At 65.9% G+C, this 16,050-nt stretch carries 17 protein-coding genes; 13 read left to right on the top strand and 4 right to left on the bottom strand.

The features are described 5' to 3' along the window. Positions 1-13: 13 nt before the first annotated feature. Complete coding sequence (locus AC1AYD_RS03425) at positions 14-784, top strand: HdeD family acid-resistance protein (RefSeq protein WP_476531513.1); 771 nt, start codon at positions 14-16, stop codon at positions 782-784. A gap of 52 nt (positions 785-836) precedes the next feature. Here the strand turns inward: AC1AYD_RS03425 and AC1AYD_RS03430 are convergent, their stop codons facing one another. Genes AC1AYD_RS03430 through AC1AYD_RS03440 form a run of 3 tightly spaced genes read right to left on the bottom strand, consistent with a single transcriptional unit; the run spans position 837 to position 1,567 of the window. Beyond that, positions 837-1,058 carry a hypothetical protein gene (locus AC1AYD_RS03430; protein WP_476544673.1) on the bottom strand — a complete coding sequence of 74 codons (222 nt, stop codon included), beginning with the start codon at positions 1,056-1,058 and terminating at the stop codon, positions 837-839. Next, a complete protein-coding gene (locus AC1AYD_RS03435) occupies positions 1,051-1,323 on the bottom strand; it encodes a DUF4160 domain-containing protein (protein ID WP_476502445.1) in 273 nt (90 codons plus the stop codon). The genes AC1AYD_RS03430 and AC1AYD_RS03435 overlap by 8 nt, the downstream gene beginning before the upstream one ends. Further along, positions 1,307-1,567 (bottom strand): hypothetical protein, encoded by a 261-nt coding sequence (locus AC1AYD_RS03440; RefSeq protein WP_476502444.1) that lies wholly within the window; start codon positions 1,565-1,567, stop codon positions 1,307-1,309. Before AC1AYD_RS03440 ends, AC1AYD_RS03435 begins: the two co-directional genes overlap by 17 nt. 250 nt (positions 1,568-1,817) lie before the next feature. Between AC1AYD_RS03440 and map the strand changes: the two genes are divergently transcribed. Continuing rightward, on the top strand, positions 1,818-2,594 hold the full coding sequence (gene map, locus AC1AYD_RS03445) for a type I methionyl aminopeptidase (protein ID WP_476531517.1): 777 nt from the start codon (positions 1,818-1,820) through the stop codon (positions 2,592-2,594). Positions 2,595-2,858: 264 nt separating this feature from the next. After that, on the top strand, positions 2,859-4,151 hold the full coding sequence (locus tag AC1AYD_RS03450; protein ID WP_476531519.1) for a citrate synthase: 1,293 nt from the start codon (positions 2,859-2,861) through the stop codon (positions 4,149-4,151). Positions 4,152-4,546: 395 nt separating this feature from the next. On the opposite strand, the gene dapD is transcribed toward AC1AYD_RS03450, so the two are convergent. Next, positions 4,547-5,566: a 2,3,4,5-tetrahydropyridine-2,6-dicarboxylate N-succinyltransferase gene (gene dapD / locus AC1AYD_RS03455; RefSeq protein WP_476502441.1), complete on the bottom strand. Its 1,020-nt coding sequence runs from the start codon at positions 5,564-5,566 to the stop codon at positions 4,547-4,549. A gap of 188 nt (positions 5,567-5,754) precedes the next feature. On the opposite strand from dapD, the gene AC1AYD_RS03460 reads away from it, so the two are divergent. The 10 genes from AC1AYD_RS03460 to AC1AYD_RS03505 all read left to right on the top strand — a co-directional run bounded on the left by AC1AYD_RS03460 (position 5,755) and on the right by AC1AYD_RS03505 (position 15,903). Further along, positions 5,755-5,889, top strand: coding sequence for a hypothetical protein (locus tag AC1AYD_RS03460; protein WP_476502440.1), 135 nt, complete (start codon positions 5,755-5,757; stop codon positions 5,887-5,889). Positions 5,890-6,072: 183 nt separating this feature from the next. Next, positions 6,073-7,203: a peptide chain release factor 2 gene (gene prfB, locus AC1AYD_RS03465; RefSeq protein WP_476531521.1), complete on the top strand. Its 1,131-nt coding sequence runs from the start codon at positions 6,073-6,075 to the stop codon at positions 7,201-7,203. 79 nt (positions 7,204-7,282) lie between these two features. Beyond that, on the top strand, positions 7,283-8,737 hold the full coding sequence (gene ftsE, locus AC1AYD_RS03470; protein ID WP_476531523.1) for a cell division ATP-binding protein FtsE: 1,455 nt from the start codon (positions 7,283-7,285) through the stop codon (positions 8,735-8,737). Continuing rightward, entirely contained in the window at positions 8,734-9,657 is a 924-nt protein-coding gene (ftsX, locus tag AC1AYD_RS03475; RefSeq protein ID WP_476531525.1) for a permease-like cell division protein FtsX, read from the top strand. Before ftsE ends, ftsX begins: the two co-directional genes overlap by 4 nt. A gap of 143 nt (positions 9,658-9,800) precedes the next feature. Continuing rightward, positions 9,801-11,183 carry a CHAP domain-containing protein gene (locus AC1AYD_RS03480; RefSeq protein WP_476532291.1) on the top strand — a complete coding sequence of 461 codons (1,383 nt, stop codon included), beginning with the start codon at positions 9,801-9,803 and terminating at the stop codon, positions 11,181-11,183. Positions 11,184-11,335: 152 nt separating this feature from the next. Further along, positions 11,336-11,815: an SsrA-binding protein SmpB gene (smpB, locus tag AC1AYD_RS03485; RefSeq protein ID WP_476531527.1), complete on the top strand. Its 480-nt coding sequence runs from the start codon at positions 11,336-11,338 to the stop codon at positions 11,813-11,815. A gap of 126 nt (positions 11,816-11,941) precedes the next feature. Then, positions 11,942-12,889, top strand: coding sequence for an ABC transporter substrate-binding protein (locus tag AC1AYD_RS03490; protein ID WP_476531529.1), 948 nt, complete (start codon positions 11,942-11,944; stop codon positions 12,887-12,889). A gap of 228 nt (positions 12,890-13,117) precedes the next feature. Further along, entirely contained in the window at positions 13,118-14,056 is a 939-nt protein-coding gene (locus AC1AYD_RS03495; RefSeq protein WP_476502434.1) for an ABC transporter substrate-binding protein, read from the top strand. Positions 14,057-14,081: 25 nt separating this feature from the next. Continuing rightward, positions 14,082-15,065, top strand: coding sequence for an amino acid ABC transporter permease (locus tag AC1AYD_RS03500; RefSeq protein ID WP_476502433.1), 984 nt, complete (start codon positions 14,082-14,084; stop codon positions 15,063-15,065). 19 nt (positions 15,066-15,084) lie between these two features. Beyond that, the gene (locus tag AC1AYD_RS03505; RefSeq protein WP_476502432.1) at positions 15,085-15,903 is read left to right on the top strand and encodes an amino acid ABC transporter ATP-binding protein; all 819 of its coding nucleotides are present in this window, start codon (positions 15,085-15,087) and stop codon (positions 15,901-15,903) included. The last annotated feature ends 147 nt before the right edge of the window (positions 15,904-16,050 follow it).

Consider the following 16,050-nt stretch of genomic DNA (forward strand, 5'->3'; position numbering starts at 1 on the left):
CAAGGAGGTCATCATGACGAACGACAACCGGAATCCGGATCCGAACGCGAATGTGAACGCGGGCGACGGCCCCTACGGCGCGCCGCGCGCGGGACAGGGCGGCGACCCGTACGCCAATCCGTATGCGGACCAGTCGAACAATCCCTACGCGGGGCAGGGTGGGCCCGCCGGCGGCACAGGCTCGGCTGGCGGCTGGAACGGGCGGCCGGTCGATCCGTTCAAACTCATCGAAACCATGCTGCCGCAGCACGCGAAGAACTGGGTGCGCGGATTCTACGGCGTGATCGGCGTGGCCGCCATCGTGCTCGGCGCGGCCCTGCTGCTCTGGCCCGGCATCACGCTGAAAGTCGCGGCCGTCCTGCTCGGCGTCTACCTCGTGGTCTCCGGACTCGTGCGCGTCGTCGTCGCCATCGTCGAACTCGGACTGCCGAGCGGATGGCGCGTGCTCGACATCCTCGTCGGCGTGCTGCTCACCATCGGCGGCCTGCTCATGCTCAAGAACGCGGCCGTCTCCGGGCAGGCGCTCGCCCTGCTCGCCACGATGACCGTCGGCATCGGCTGGATGCTCGAAGGCTTCATGGCGCTCGTCGAATCGTGGAGGCTCCCCAGCTCCGGATGGGCCGTGCTCTACGCGATCGTCTCCATCATCGCCGGCTTCGTCGTGCTCATGTCCCCGGTGAGCTCCACCGTCTGGCTCGTCGTCTTCGCCGGCTGCGCCTTGGTGGTCATGGGCGTCTCCGCCCTGGTGCGTGCCTTCACCTTCGGCCGCCTCCCGAAGCGGTGAGGTGATAGTTCGATGACTCCCGTAGTCTTGGCCATGCTTTGTACGGCCAAGACTACGCGATCGCGAGTTGCTTGTGGGCGATTGTTTCCAGATGGTCCGTCAACGCCCGGACGTCATCGGCGGAGCACCCCCATTGATGGACCAAGGCAAATGGTTCGCAGTCGAACAACACTGTGGCGAGGTCCGTTTTCCTTTCGGCGATGATTCTGCGGTTGCATGGATTGAACAGCAGTGTATAGCCGCGATAGTCGCCGATATTTCGCAATTCAGTCATGGAATCGGACATATCCGAACATCTCCTGCCAAGCCACGATGATTTCCGGAGCGACCGATTCAAGGAACTCGATGATTCCCTGCTGCTCCTTCGTCGTCATATCAGGACTTTGCTTGGCGATTCGTACCGTGCCGTCCTGCAGAATCCAGAATTTCGCGGATGATGGCGACTGCTTGCCTCTGGCGACGTGGACGTGAATCGGCTCGTTGCTTTCATTCGCCCAGAAGTAGACAAGGAATCCTCGGATTCTATACAGCCCAGGCATGTTGGATACCGCCTTCGCGTGCATAGCGCATGATTGATTTCATGCCGCGGACGGTGCTGACGAGAAATCCGTTGGTCTCCCGCTGACTGAATCCCGTATTGGCTGGAATCGTGCCGTCCGGAATCTTGATTTCGGCGTGCTTGTCCCCGTTGTCGAAGAATACGAGCACGCTGCCGTCGGGCTGGACATCGGAATGTGTGACGCGCGTGCCATCGCCCGTCTCATAATAATCGTATATCCGCATGATGAGCTCCCGTCTTTCTTCATTGTAAATCGTGTGCTGGGTAATGGGGAGGCGCGTGAACCCCCTCAGTCGCGCTTTGCGCGACAGCTCCCCCTGAAGGGGGAGCAGAGGGAGAGGGGTGTGAACAGCTCCCCTGAAGGGGGCGCAAGGGGAAGGGTTGTGGATTGACGAGGCGGCGCACTATCGTGAGAGCCATTGACGACAGGGCGTTCCGCCCATCGGACATAGGTAGAAAGATTCTGGAAGTCTCATGATCGAACTGAAGACCCCTCGCGAAATCGAGGAGATGAAGCCCGCCGGCCGCTTCGTCGGCTCCATCCTGCGCGAACTCAAGGAATACACGAAGGTCGGCACCAACCTGCTCGACATCGACGAATTCGTGCACAAGAAGATCGTCGACCGCAAGGGCGCCGAATCCTGCTACGTGGACTACGCGCCCGACTTCGGCACCGGCCCGTTCGCCCACTACATCTGCACCTCCGTCAACGACGCGGTGCTCCACGGCGTGCCCTACGACTACAACCTCAAGGACGGCGACCTCGTCTCCCTCGACCTCGCGATCAGCGTCGACGGCTGGGTGGGCGACTCGGCCATCAGCTTCGTGGTCGGCAAGGACAAGGACCCGGAGGACCTGCGCCTCATCAAGTGCACCGAGGAGGCGCTCGCCGCCGGCATCGAAGCGGCCCAGCCGGGCAACCGACTCGGCGACGTGTCCAGCACGATCGGCGACATCGCGCGCGAATACGGCTACCCGATCAACCTCGAGTTCGGCGGCCACGGCGTCGGGCACATCATGCACGGCGATCCGCACGTGCCGAACGACGGCAAGGCGCGCCACGGCTACAAGCTGCGTCCGGGCCTCGTCATCGCCATCGAGCCGTGGTTCCTCAAGAGCACCGACGAGATCTACCAGGACCCGAAGGACGGCTGGACCCTGCGCTCCGAGGACGGCTCCCGCGGCGCCCACAGCGAGCACACCATCGCCATCACCGAGAACGGCCCGGTGATCCTCACCACGAGGGAGTAGGGCGATACGGGTCTTCCGCGGTACGCGCCCCCTTTAGGGGGAGCTGGTCCGCGGAGCGGGCCTGAGGGGGTGCTGCGTCTGGTTGTGGACGGGGTACCCCCCTCAGTCGGCTTTTGGCCGACAGCTCCCCCTGAGGGGGGGGCAAAGAAAGTGGTATGCGCCGGCAGGTGCATTCCTTTTGTGTTCCGGGTATTGGGCAATGGGGCCTTGTGGAAACATGGGGCGGCTATGGTGGCCGGCAACATCGAACAGGAAGGGTCACCCATGGCAACAGCACAGCTGAACGTCGACGATAGCAAGTACACGCTGCCGGTCGTCGAGGCCACCGCCGGGCCGGACGGCATCGTCGTGTCCAAACTGCGCAACGACGGCTGGGTGACGCTCGACCCCGGCTTCCTCACCACCGCGCAATGCGAATCGAAGATCACGTACATCGACGGGCAGCACTCGATTCTGCGCTACCGCGGCTACCCGATCGAGCAACTGTGCGAGAACTCCGACTTCCTCGAGGTCGCGTGGCTGCTGCGCCACGGCGAGCTGCCCAACAAGGAGCAGTACGAGAAGTTCGTCTCCGCGATCAACCATCGCACGATGGTGGGGGAGGACTTCCGCACGTTCATGGGCTCGTTCCCGCGCACCGCGCATCCGATGAGCGTGCTCGCCTCCGCGATCAACGCGCTCGCCACGTTCTACCCGGACACGACCGACATCACCGACTCCGACCAGCTCGACGAGTCGGCGATCATCATCATGGCGAAGGTGCGCACCATCGTGTCGTACATCTTCCGCCGCCGCCGTGACGAGCCGATGCTGTACCCGGACTACGCGCGCGGCTACGTGGACGACTTCCTGCGCATGTGCTTCGCCGTGCCGTACGAGCCGTTCGAATCCGACCCGCTGTACGTGCACGCGCTCGGCCGCCTGCTCATCATCCACGCCGACCACGAGCAGAACTGCTCCACGTCGGTCGTGCGCATCGCCGGCAGCGCGCACGCCAACCTGTATTCGGCGGTCGCGGCCGGCGTCAACGCGCTGTCCGGACCGTTGCACGGCGGCGCGAACGAGGCCGTCCTGCGTCAGTTGAAGGCGATCCGCGATTCCGGTAAGTCGGTGCGCGAGTTCGTCGAGGACGCCAAGCGCGACGGCCACCGCATCTCCGGACTCGGCCACCGCGTCTACAAGTCGTACGATCCGCGTGCGGCCATCGCCAAGACGTATCTCGAGAAGATCATGGACCGCGAGGACACGTCGAAGCTGCCGGCCGACGAACGCGCCCTGTTCGACGTGGCCACCGAGCTCGAGGACATCGCGCTGCACGACGACTACTTCGTCTCGCGCCACCTCTACCCGAACGTCGACTTCTACACGGGACTGATCTACCGGGCGATCGGATTCGACCCGGCCATGTTCACCACGCTGTTCGCGCTGGGCCGCATCCCCGGATGGATCGCCCAGTACCGCGAGATGCTCGCCGACCCGGCCACCAAGATCGGCCGCCCGCGCCAGGTGTACACCGGCGCCGTCAAGCGTGATTACATTCCGCTGGAAGAGCGGTAGGCGACGCGGTTTGCCTCCCTCTGACGGGACATCGTCGTGAAGCAAACGCCGGAGGCGTTTGTAGGCGATGTACGAGCCGGCAGGCGAGCCGATGTGAGGTCGGCGGTATTGCCTCCCTCTGCGAGGGAGGTGTCATCGCGAAGCGATGACGGAGGGAGAGAAGAGGAGCGGCCGCAGGCCGCGGGAACATTGCATCGGCCGAAGGCCGATTCCTTTCCTCGCGGCCTGCGGCCGCTGTCTCTCCCCCAGTCCGCTGACGCGGACAGCCCGACCGCAATCAAGGACAGCCTTCGGCTGACCTCACATAAGCTCGCTGTCGCTCGCCTTCGCCTACGGAGAGCCCACCGGGCTCTCCGCTTCACGGCTCAGCCCGTCAGAGGGGGCCGAGCAAGGCGTCAGTTCTTGTGGAGTTTGGCGTTGAGTTCGATGCCGGTCTTGCGGTAGCGGGCTTCGATGCGGCCGTTCACCGAGTTGCGGATGAACAGGATGTTGTCCTTGCCGGACAGGTCCGCGCCCTTGACGACCTCAAGCGGTTCGCCGGCGGCGGCCTTCGCCTTGTCCCAGATGGTGACTTTGGTGCCGGCGGTCACGTACAGGCCCGCCTCGACGACGCAGTTGTCACCCAGGGAGATGCCGATGCCCGCGTTCGCGCCGAGCAGCGAGTGTTCGCCGATCGAATTGCGCAGCTTGCCGCCGCCGGACAGGGTGCCCATGATCGAGGCACCGCCGCCGATGTCGGAGCCGTTTCCGACGACCACGCCCTGCGAGACGCGTCCCTCGACCATCGAGACGCCGAGCGTGCCGGCGTTGAAGTTCACGAAGCCGGCGTGCATGACGGTGGTGCCCTCGGACAGGTGGGCGCCCAGGCGCACGCGGTCGGCGTCGCCGATGCGCACGCCGGACGGCACGACGTAGTCGATCATGCGCGGGAACTTGTCGACGCCCAGCACGTTGACCGAGGCGGCCGGGGCGGCGGCCGGCAGACCGGCGTTCGCGGCGAACGACTGGGCGGCCGCGGTGGCGGCGGCCTCGACGTCGGCCTTGCGGGCGTTGAAGTCCTCGACGGCGAACGGGCCGTAGTTGGTCCACACGACGTTGTTGAGCGCGCCGAAGATGCCGTCCAGGTTGAGCGTGTTCGGCTTGGCGAGGCGCATGCTCAGCAGGTGCAGCTTCAGGTAGGCGTCCTCGGCGTTGGCGATCGGGGCGTCCAGGTCGCTCACGGTGAACACCGGCACGCGGCGCACGCCGCGCGCGTCGGCCTCGTCGTGGGCGAGCACGCCGAAATCATGGTTCGGACGGTCCGCCTCGGCGGGGGCGGCGCCGAGCGCGAGGCTCGGATACCACACGTCCAGGGTGTTGCCGGCGGCGTCGATGCTCGCCAGGCCCCAGCCGTACGCGGTGCGTTCATCAGTCATCTGCAATGCTCCTTACATACATCGGGATACAGGTTGCTTCCATGTCCACCTTAGCCTGCGCGCTCGTCGGGCGCGTGCCGTGCCCACGTGATGTTCCACGGGGTGTTTCACGCGCGCGCCGCATCCCGTTACGCCCGCGGCCGAGAGCGCCGGGCCGTTGACCAAGCGATGGGGTACAATCGCGCACCGTGAATGACTATCGGCAGGATGAACGCGGCGATCGCGAGCGTCGCCGCCGCACCATGGTGCGCGCGGTGTGCATCGTCATAGCCGCCGCCATGCTGATCTCCTTGGTGGTTCCCGCCATCTACGCCGGTCTTTGACGTCCCGTCACGCGTGTTCCCCGCGTGACGTCCAGCCTCGCACACCCTCGGCAGGTTCGCGGCCGCGGGGCATGCGGCGAAAGGCGCGTCGCGCATCCGACGGACGGGGGAGGGGAGCACGAGGCCCGAGGACGGGCGGCACCCCAAGGTTTTTCAAAGGTACGAAACATAAGGTAGACAACGATGGCTGAATTTGACTATTCCCAGGCGATCGCCGACGTGCGCGCCAAGTACGACTCCATCGCCAAGGCGCTGGACGTGGACCGCATGAAGGCGGACATCGCTGAGCTCGAGCAGCAGGCGGCCGCCCCCGGTCTGTGGGACGATCCCGAGAACGCGCAGAAGGTGACGAGCAAGCTCTCCGCCGCCGAATCGCAGCTGAAGCGCCTCACCTCCGCGGCCTCGCGCATCGACGACGTCGAGACGCTCGTCGAGCTCGGCCGCGAGGAGGAGGACCAGGAGTCGCTCGACGAGGCGAAGACCGAGCTCGGCTCGATCGCCGACGACCTCGCCGCGATGGAGATCCAGACCCTGCTCGACGGCGAATACGACGAGCGTTCCGCCGTGGTGACGATCCGCTCCGGCGCGGGCGGCGTGGACGCGGCCGACTTCGCGCAGATGCTGCTGCGCATGTACCTGCGCTACTGCGAGCGCATGGGCTTCAAGGCGAAGGTGATGGACACCTCGTACGCCGAGGAGGCGGGCATCAAGTCCGCGACCTTCCAGGTGGACGCGCCGTACGCGTACGGCCGTCTGAGCGTCGAGGGCGGCACGCACCGCCTCGTGCGCATCTCTCCGTTCGACAACCAGGGCCGCCGTCAGACCAGCTTCGCCGCCGTCGAGGTGGTGCCGCTCGTCGAGGCGACCGACCACATCGACATCCCGGACACCGACATTCGCGTCGACACGTACTGCTCCTCCGGCCCCGGCGGCCAGGGCGTGAACACGACCTACTCGGCCGTGCGCATCACCCACCTTCCCACCGGTCTCGTCGTGACGATGCAGGACGAGCGCTCGCAGATCCAGAACCGCGCCGCCGCCATGGCCGTGCTCCAGTCCCGACTGCTCGTGCTGCGCCACGAGGAGGAGGCGAAGAAGAAGAAGGAGCTCGCCGGCGACATCAAGGCCAGCTGGGGCGACCAGATGCGCTCCTACGTGCTGCACCCGTACCAGATGGTCAAGGACCTGCGCACCGGCTACGAGACCAGCCAGACCCAGGCCGTCTTCGACGGCGACCTCGACGGCTTCATCCAGGCGGGCATCCGCTGGCGCCACGAGCAGCGCCGCGCCGCCAAGGAGGAGGCCGAGGCCTAACCCGGCCCCGGCCCCGCAGGGCCGCACCGGCCATACAGGCCGTACAAGGCTTACCAGGCTTCACAAGGAAAGCGAATCAATGGCACTCATCTCATTGGAGCATGTCAGCAAGATCTACCCGAAGGGCACCCGTCCCGCGCTCGACGACATCAACCTCGACATCGACCGCGGCGACTTCGTGTTCCTCGTGGGCGCGTCCGGCTCCGGCAAGACCACGCTGCTGAGCCTGCTGCTGCGCGAGGAGGAGGCCACGGACGGCGAGATCCGCGTGGCCGGAAACGACCTGCGCCGCATCTCCGACCGTCAGGTTCCGCAGTACCGTCGTTCGATCGGCTTCGTGTTCCAGGACTACAAGCTGCTCAACAACAAGACCGTGTGGCAGAACGTGGCGTTCGCGCTCGAGGTGATCGGCACGCGTCGGTCCGCCATCAAGTCGATGGTGCCGAAGGTGCTGGAGACGGTCGGCCTCACCGGCAAGGAGGACAGCTACCCGCACGAGCTGTCCGGCGGCGAGCAGCAGCGTGTGGCCATCGCCCGCGCCTACGTGAACCATCCGCAGATCCTGCTCGCCGACGAGCCGACCGGCAACCTCGATCCGACCACGTCGCTCGGCATCATGGAGGTGCTCGATGCGATCAACCGCACCGGCACCACCGTCGTCATGGCGACGCACAACGAGGAGATCGTCAATTCGATGCGCAAACGCGTCGTCGAACTGCATACCGGCCGCATCGTGCGCGACGAGGAACACGGATCATACGATTCGTCCACCTACTTCCCGGACGCGGAAGTCACGTCGAAGGCGCATCGCGCCATCGGCGCGGACGAACGGTTCCGTGCGGACAGCGCGGACGCGACCGAACGCATGGACGCGCACGCCGCCATCGAGGCGGGCGCGCTCGCGGCCGGCGCGATGGACGGCGACGAGGGCATCGCCCGTCTCGCCCAGTCCGTGCATTCCGGCCGCACCGGACGTTACGGCGAGGCGTTCGCCCCCGTCGAGACGACGCTCACGTGGGGCAAGGGACTGAATCTCGAGGAGGAGGCCGAGCGGGAACGCCGCGAGCGGGAGGCGGCGAAACCCGCCCCCGCCGCGCAGGCCGCCGCGGCCGCGCCGGCGGACGACGCGGCGACCGCGGTGGTCGCGCCCGTCGACGCGACCGACGACGTGACGGACGATCCGGACGCGAAGTTCAAACCCAAGGCGGCCGCGGCGCAGGCCGGCGGCAGCCTGCTGACGCCGCCCGCGCCGCCCGCCGCGAAGGCCGGGCACGGGCGGACAGAACAGGCGGAGGCGACGGACCGGACCGGACAGACCGGACAGACCGGACAGACCGAACCGCCGGCGCCGCCCGCCGGATCCGCGCCGCTGACGCCGCCCGCGCCGCCGGTCCCGCCGACGGCGCAGGCCGCGGCGGACGCAACGGCGGAGAACGGCGACGACGCGACCGGTGACGTGACCGACGACGCCGGAACCGCGGCCGACGGCCGAAACGATGACGACGAGAAGACGAACGAGGAGGAGACCCGATGAGGGCGCGATTCATCCTTTCCGAGACCTGGACGAGCCTCAAGCGCAACGTGCCGATGATCGTCTCGGTCATGCTCGTCACCTTCATCTCCTTCGTGTTCATCGGCGCGTCCGCGCTCATGCAGGCGCAGGTGACGCGCGCGAAGGGCGAATGGTACGACAAGGTCGAGGTGATCGTGTGGCTCTGCCCGGACGGGACCAGCCAGGCGGCCAGCTGCGCGACCGGCAAGGCCCCCACGCAGCAGGAGATCGTCGAACTGGAGGACTTCATCCACCAGGAGCTGCGCGACAACGTCTCGAAGATCTCCTACGTGAGCCGTGAGGACTTCTTCAAGAACACGTTCCTCAAGCAGTACCCGAACGGCGAATACCAGGGCCGCACGCTCACCGCCGCCGACATGCAGGACTCGCTGCAGCTGAAGCTCAAGGATCCGACCAAGTACAAGATGGTCGCCGAAGTGCTCAACGGCAAGACCGGCGTGGAGGAGGTCGTCGACCAGAAGCAGATCTTCGACCCCGTCTTCGCCGTGCTCAACCGCGCGACCGTCGTCACCGTGGTGCTTGCCGTCGTGATGGTCGTCGTCGCGATCCTCCTGACCGGCACGACGATCCGCATGTCCGCCGCGTCGCGCAAGAACGAGACGGAGATCATGCGACTGGTCGGCGCGTCCAACTGGACGATCCGGCTGCCGTTCATCCTCGAAGGCGTGGTTGCCTCGCTCGTCGGCTCGCTGCTCGCCGCCGGCGCGCTCGCCGCGATCGTGCAGGTGTTCATCACCGACGGCGTCGCCAAGTCCGTCAGCTGGATGCCGTTCGTCACGCAGGGCACCGTGTGGCTCGTCGCGCCCGCGCTCGTCGCCGGCGCCGTGCTGCTGTCCGTCGTGGCCTCGGCGATCTCGCTGAGCCGCTATCTCAAGGCGTAGCCGGGCATAGCTCAAGGCGTAGGCGGGTTGCCGTCTCAGCAACCTCCGTTACAATGTGCGGAAGCAATCCGGAAGGAAGGACCGAAGTGTCGAAGCGTTCCAAGACGTTGCAAGCAGGACTCGGACTCATCGTGTCGGCCGCGATGACCGCGGTGTGCGGCATCGCCATGACCGCGGCGTACGCGCCCGAGGCGAAGGCCGTTTCCGTCCAGGAGTACCAGCAGAAGGTCGCCAGCCACGCGGACATCAAGTCCAAGCTCGCCGGCGTGAACGCCGACCTCGCCAACCAGATCCTCGAACTGGACTCGCTCGCCAACGAGCAGATCCCGGCCGCCCAGGAGGCGGCCACGAAGGCGCAGCAGGCCGCGCAGCAGGCGCAGGACCTCGCCGACGCCACCACCGAGCGCCTCAACGCGGCCAAGAAGGACAAGGCCGACCTCGAGCAGAAGATCAAGGACACCGGCATCGAATACGACGACGCGAAAGACTCCGTCGCCGAATCGGCGCGCGACAGCTTCCACGGCTCGCAGGCCTCCACGGTGATGAGCGTCGTCACCAACGCGACCACCACCGACGATTTCGTCAACCAGATGCAGTCCGACGCTGCGGCCACGCGTTCCGCGGCCAACGCCGCCAACGACGCCGCCGTCTCGATGAACACGTCGATGAACCGCAAGGAGCGTCTGGCCGCCATCGAGGACCAGATCAGCCAGCTCAAGGACCAGGCCGACAAGCAGGCCGCCAGCGCCCAATCCGCCGCCAAGGACGCCGCCGCCAAGCAGGCGTCGCTCGAGGCGCTGCAGGAGAAGGGCACGGCCGCCCGCAAGTCGCTTGAGGAGCAGAAGAGCAGCCTGACCACGCAGGAATCCAAGGAGGCGGCCGAGATCGTCTCCATGCAGGCCGACCTGGCGGCGCAGGCCGCGGCCAACGCCGCAGCCAGCAACAACAACAGCAACGCCGGCTATACGCCGGGCACCGGCTCGCAGCAGCAGACCGGCGGCTCGACCGGTGGCACCACGACCGGCGGCACCACCAACAACGGCGGCGGCTCGAGCAACAGCGGCTCCAACTCAGGCGGCAGCACCGCCAACGGCATGGACTACGCCGTGCCCGGCAACTGCCCTGAAGGCTCCAGCTACTGCTACGGCCACAACACCGGCAACACAGTGGGCGGCTCCGCCTACCCGGCCCGCCAGTGCACGCTGTGGGCGTACATCCGCCGTTCGCAGCTGAGCCTGCCGGTCGGCTCGTACATGGGCAACGGCGGCCAGTGGGCGGCCACCGGCGCGAGCCTCGGCTACTACGTGAACAACACGCCGCACGTCGGCGCCGCGATGGTGTTCCTGCCCGGCCAGAGCGTCGGCGGCCACTGGACGGCCGACTGGCAGTACGGCCACGTCGCCGTCGTCGAACGCGTCAACTCCGACGGCTCCGTGCTCATCTCCGAAGGCGGCACCGGCTTTGCCACCTTCCCCGCATGGGAGACCATCTCCAATGCGGGCGCCTACCAGTACGTGCACTACTGATTGGTGGGGCCGTATCGCATCCGCGCGCATGCGGGGAGCGAACGGGCTACGCGCTGCGCGATAGGGGAGCGCCGCCAGGCTTCGGCCGGCGGCGCTTCGTGCTATCGTGTTGTGGTTCGCGGGGCAACGACGACAAGGAAGGGAGGTCCCCGATGGCCAAGGAGGAAGGGACGAAGCTCATCGTCCAGAACAAGAAGGCGCGTCACGACTACGTCATCGAGGACAAATACGAGGCCGGCGTCGTGCTCACCGGCACCGAGGTGAAGTCGCTGCGCGAGGGACGCGCCTCGCTCGCCGAGGCGTTCGTCAGTATCGACCGGCGCAACGAGATCTGGCTGGAAGGCGCGAACATCCCCGAATACCTGAACGGCACGTGGAACAACCACGCGCCCAAGCGCAAGCGCAAACTGCTGCTGCACGAACGCGAGATCCTGAAACTCGCCCGCCAGATCGAGGCGAAGGGCTACACGATCGTGCCGATCAGCCTGTACTTCAAGGACGGACGCGTCAAGGCGGAGATCGCGCTGGCGCGAGGCAAGCGCGAATTCGACAAGCGCCAGGCGCTGCGCGAGGCGCAGGACAAGCGCGAGGCCCTGCGCGCCATGCGCTACGCCAACAAGCGCTCGCACTGAGCCCGCATGTCCACGTTGTGGGACGTGGGGGTGAGATTTACGGGTTCGTAGCATGGGGGACCTACTCTCGCGAATCAGTCGGGAAACATACCCGCCCGACCGACATTCTCTGAGAGAGGAAATCCAATGTCATCCAGCATGGGAATCAAGACCTTCACGGCCGCCGCGTTGTGCGCGGCGATGCTGTTCGCCACCGCCGCCTGCGGCACCTCCGACGCGTCCGACTCGTCCGCGTCCGGCTCCGGCTCGTCCGATTCGTCGTCCAAGATCGAAAGCTTCGACGTCTCCGGCATCCAGAAGGACGAGGCGATCGCCAAGCTGCTGCCCGAATCCGTCACCAAGGACGGCGTGCTCACCGTCGGCACCGACACCTCCTACGCCCCGGCCGAGTTCCTCGCCGAGGATGGCAAGACCCCGGTCGGCTACGACGTCGACCTCACCAAGGCCCTGGGCAAGGTCTTCGGCCTCAAGACCGAGAACGTGACCAGCACGTTCGACTCGATCATCCCGTCCGTCGGCTCCAAGTACGACCTCGGCATCAGCTCGTTCACGATCACGCCGGAACGCGCCCAGGCCGTCGACTTCGTCAGCTACTACAAGGCCGGCTCCACGTGGGTCGTCAAGAAGGGCAACCCCGAGAAGTTCGACTCCTCGAACCTGTGCGGCCTCAAGATCGCCGTCCAGACCGGCACCACGCAGGAGGAGGAGGTCACCGCCGCCGACAAGAAGTGCCCGGCCGACAAGAAGATCGACATCCTCTCCAACAAGCTGCAGACCGACGTGACCACCAACGTCGTCACCGGCAAGGCCGTCGCCTTCTACGCCGACTCGCCCGTCGCCGGCTACGCGATCAGCCAGACCGGCGACCAGCTGGAATCCTACGGCGAGGACGTCGGCGTCGCCAAGCAGGGCGTCGCCATCAAGAAGGGCGACACCGCCACCGCCGAAGCCGTGCAGAAGGCCATCCAGAAGCTGATGGACGACGGCACGTATGAGAAGCTGCTCGACCACTGGGGCGTCAAGTCCGGCGCCATCGACAAGGCCGAGATCAACCCGACCGACGTCGAAGGCTGATTCCCGCCGTCGCATTCCCGCCGTTAACCGGTTCGTAGTAGCCGCCCGGTATCATCGCGACTCAGCGAGACGACATCATATTGCATATCTATACGTGATTATGTATACTTATGCATATGTGGCGGGGCGGAGAGTGGCCGCCGTGATGAACGCATCATCGCGGCGGCCGCCGTTTTTCCGTTCCGAGGACCGAAACGCCAGAAGAAGTACCAAGAGAAGAAGGACATCATGTCGTTCACCACCAGGATGAAGACCATCACGGCCGCCGCGCTCGGCGTCGCCATGCTGCTGCCGCTCGCCGCATGCGGCACCACCGACGAAGGCGACGGCTCGACCGGCGGCTCCAGCTCCGCCGCCATCGGCAGCTACGACGTCTCCGGCGTCAAGAAGGACGAGGCGATCGCCAAGCTGCTGCCCGAATCCGTCACCAAGGACGGCGTGCTCACCATCGGCACCAATCCGTCCTACGCCCCGGCCGAGTTCCTCGACGCCGACGGCAAGACGCAGATCGGCTACGACATGGACCTCGCCCGCGCGCTCGGCAACGTCTTCGGCCTCAAGACCGAGGTCGTCTCCTCCAACTTCGACACGATCATCCCCGCCATCGGCTCCAAGTACGATCTCGGCATGGCCGCGTTCACCATCACCCCCGAGCGCATGAAGTCCGTCGACTTCGTCTCCTACTTCACCTCCGGCATGGCCTACGCCGTCAAGACCGGCAACCCGAACAAGGTCGACGAGAAGGACCTGTGCGGCCTCAAGGTCGCCGTCGAGACCGGCACCGTCGAGGAGACCGCCATCAACGAGACCGCCAAGCAGTGCAAGGCCGACGGCAAGAAGGACATCGAGATCCAGTCCTCCAAGCAGCAGACCGACGCCACCACCGCCGTCGTCACCGGCAAGGCCGACGTGTTCTTCGCCGACTCCCCGGTCGTCGGCTATGCGATCGCCCAGACCGACGGCCAGCTTGAACAGCTCGGCAAGGACTTCGACTCCGTGCCGAACGCCATCGCCATCAAGAAGGGCGACACGGGCACCGTCGAAGCCGTGCAGAAGGCCATGCAGAAGCTGATGGACGACGGCACCTACGACAAGATCCTCAAGCACTGGGGCGTCGAATCCGGCGCACTGAAGACCGCCGAGGTCAACCCGGACGTCGAAGGCTGAGCGAAGCACCACTAAGGAGCCGAACATGGCAAAGAAACAAGTCGATGGCGAAGGACTGAACATCCCGAACCGCATCAAGGCGCTGCCCGTCAAGAGCCCGGGGCCCGTCGTGGCCGCCGTGATCGTCGTGCTGCTCGCCGCGATGCTCATCCAAGGACTCGTCACCAATCCGCGACTGGACTGGCCGACCGTCTGGAAGTACCTGTTCAACGAGAACGTGCTCGAAGGCATCGGCTACACGCTGATCCTCACCGTGCTCTCGATGGTCGTCGCGATCATCCTCTCGGTGATCCTCGCGATCATGCGCAAATCCATCAACCCGGTGCTGCGCGGCGTGAGCTGGTTCTTCATCTGGTTCTTCCGCGGCACCCCTGTGTACACGCAGCTCGTGTTCTGGGGCCTGTTCTCCGTGCTCATCCCGAAGATCAGCCTCGGCGTGCCCTTCACCGACATCTCGTTCTGGAGCATCGACTCCTCGGTGGTCATCACCGCGTTCAACGCCGCATGGATCGGCCTCGCCCTCAACGAGGCCGCCTACCTGTCCGAGATCGTGCGCGCCGGCCTCGAAGCCGTCGACCCCGGCCAGACCGAGGCGGCGCAGGCGCTCGGCATGAACCGCACGCTCATCATGCGCCGCATCATCCTGCCGCAGGCCATGCGCATCATCATCCCGCCCACCGGCAACGAGACCATCGGCATGCTCAAGACCACGTCCCTCGTGCTCGCCGTGCCGTTCACGCTGGAACTGCAGTTCGCGACCAACGCGATCGCCAACCGCATCTACAAGCCGATCCCGCTGCTCATCGTGGCCTGCATCTGGTACCTGCTCATCACGTCCATCCTGATGGTCATCCAGTCCCGTCTCGAAAAGCACTTCGGCAAGGGCTTCGACGCCCGCCCGGCCGGCGCGCGCGGCAAGCAGCCGCCGCTGCCCGGCAAGACCGAAGGCGAGCCGAAGGACAATGTCGACAAGCTCAATGACGCCACGTTCAGCGGGCTCACGGCGTGAGCGGGAAGGAAGAGACACGATGACACAGACCAGCATCCCCGCGAACATCCCCGCCACGCCGACCGCCGCCGTGCCGGCCGTCAAGGCCACGCAGGTGCACAAGGCGTTCGGCTCGCTGCACGTGCTCAAAGGCATCGACCTGACCGTCCAGCCCGGCACCGTGACCGTGATCCTCGGACCCTCCGGCTCCGGCAAGTCCACGTTCCTGCGTCTCATCAACCAGCTCGAGACGATCACCGGCGGCTCCATCGAAGTCGACGGCGAGCTCATCGGCTACAAGCACGTGACCAGGAACGGCCAGGACATGCTCCAGACCCTCAACGACAAGGAGATCGCCGCACAGCGCTCCAAGCTCGGCATGGTCTTCCAGCGCTTCAACCTGTTCCCGCACATGACCGCGCTGGAGAACGTGATGGAGGCGCCCGTCCACGTCAAGCACATGAACAAGGCGCAGGCCAAGCAGCTCGCCATCCAGGAGCTGGAGCGCGTCGGCCTCGGCGAACGCCTCAACTACTATCCGGCCGAACTCTCCGGCGGTCAGCAGCAGCGCGTCGCCATCGCGCGCGCCCTCGCCATGCAGCCGGAGATCATGCTGTTCGACGAGCCCACGTCCGCGCTCGACCCCGAGCTCGTCGGCGAGGTCCTCAACGTCATGCTTTCGCTCGCCAAGGCGGGCATGACGATGGTCGTCGTCACGCACGAAATCGGATTCGCGCGCGAGGTCGCCGACCAGGTCGTGTTCATGGACGGCGGCGTGGTCGTCGAGGCTGGCGGCCCCGAAATCATCGACCATCCGACCGAACCGAGGTTCAAGGACTTCCTGCAGCACGTGCTGTAGTTGTAAGCATTCCGTGCAGTTCAGGTGTCCGCGATGGGCGCCGATATCCGCTTAGTGACACGCTCCGGGCCGCTCTGGCCAAGTCTTTACGGTCATACAGCGGATATCGGCGCCCATCGCTCGTTTCGCGGCTGCCTTGCGTTATAT

The sequence above is a fragment of the Bifidobacterium sp. LH_426 genome (genome assembly GCF_056356875.1).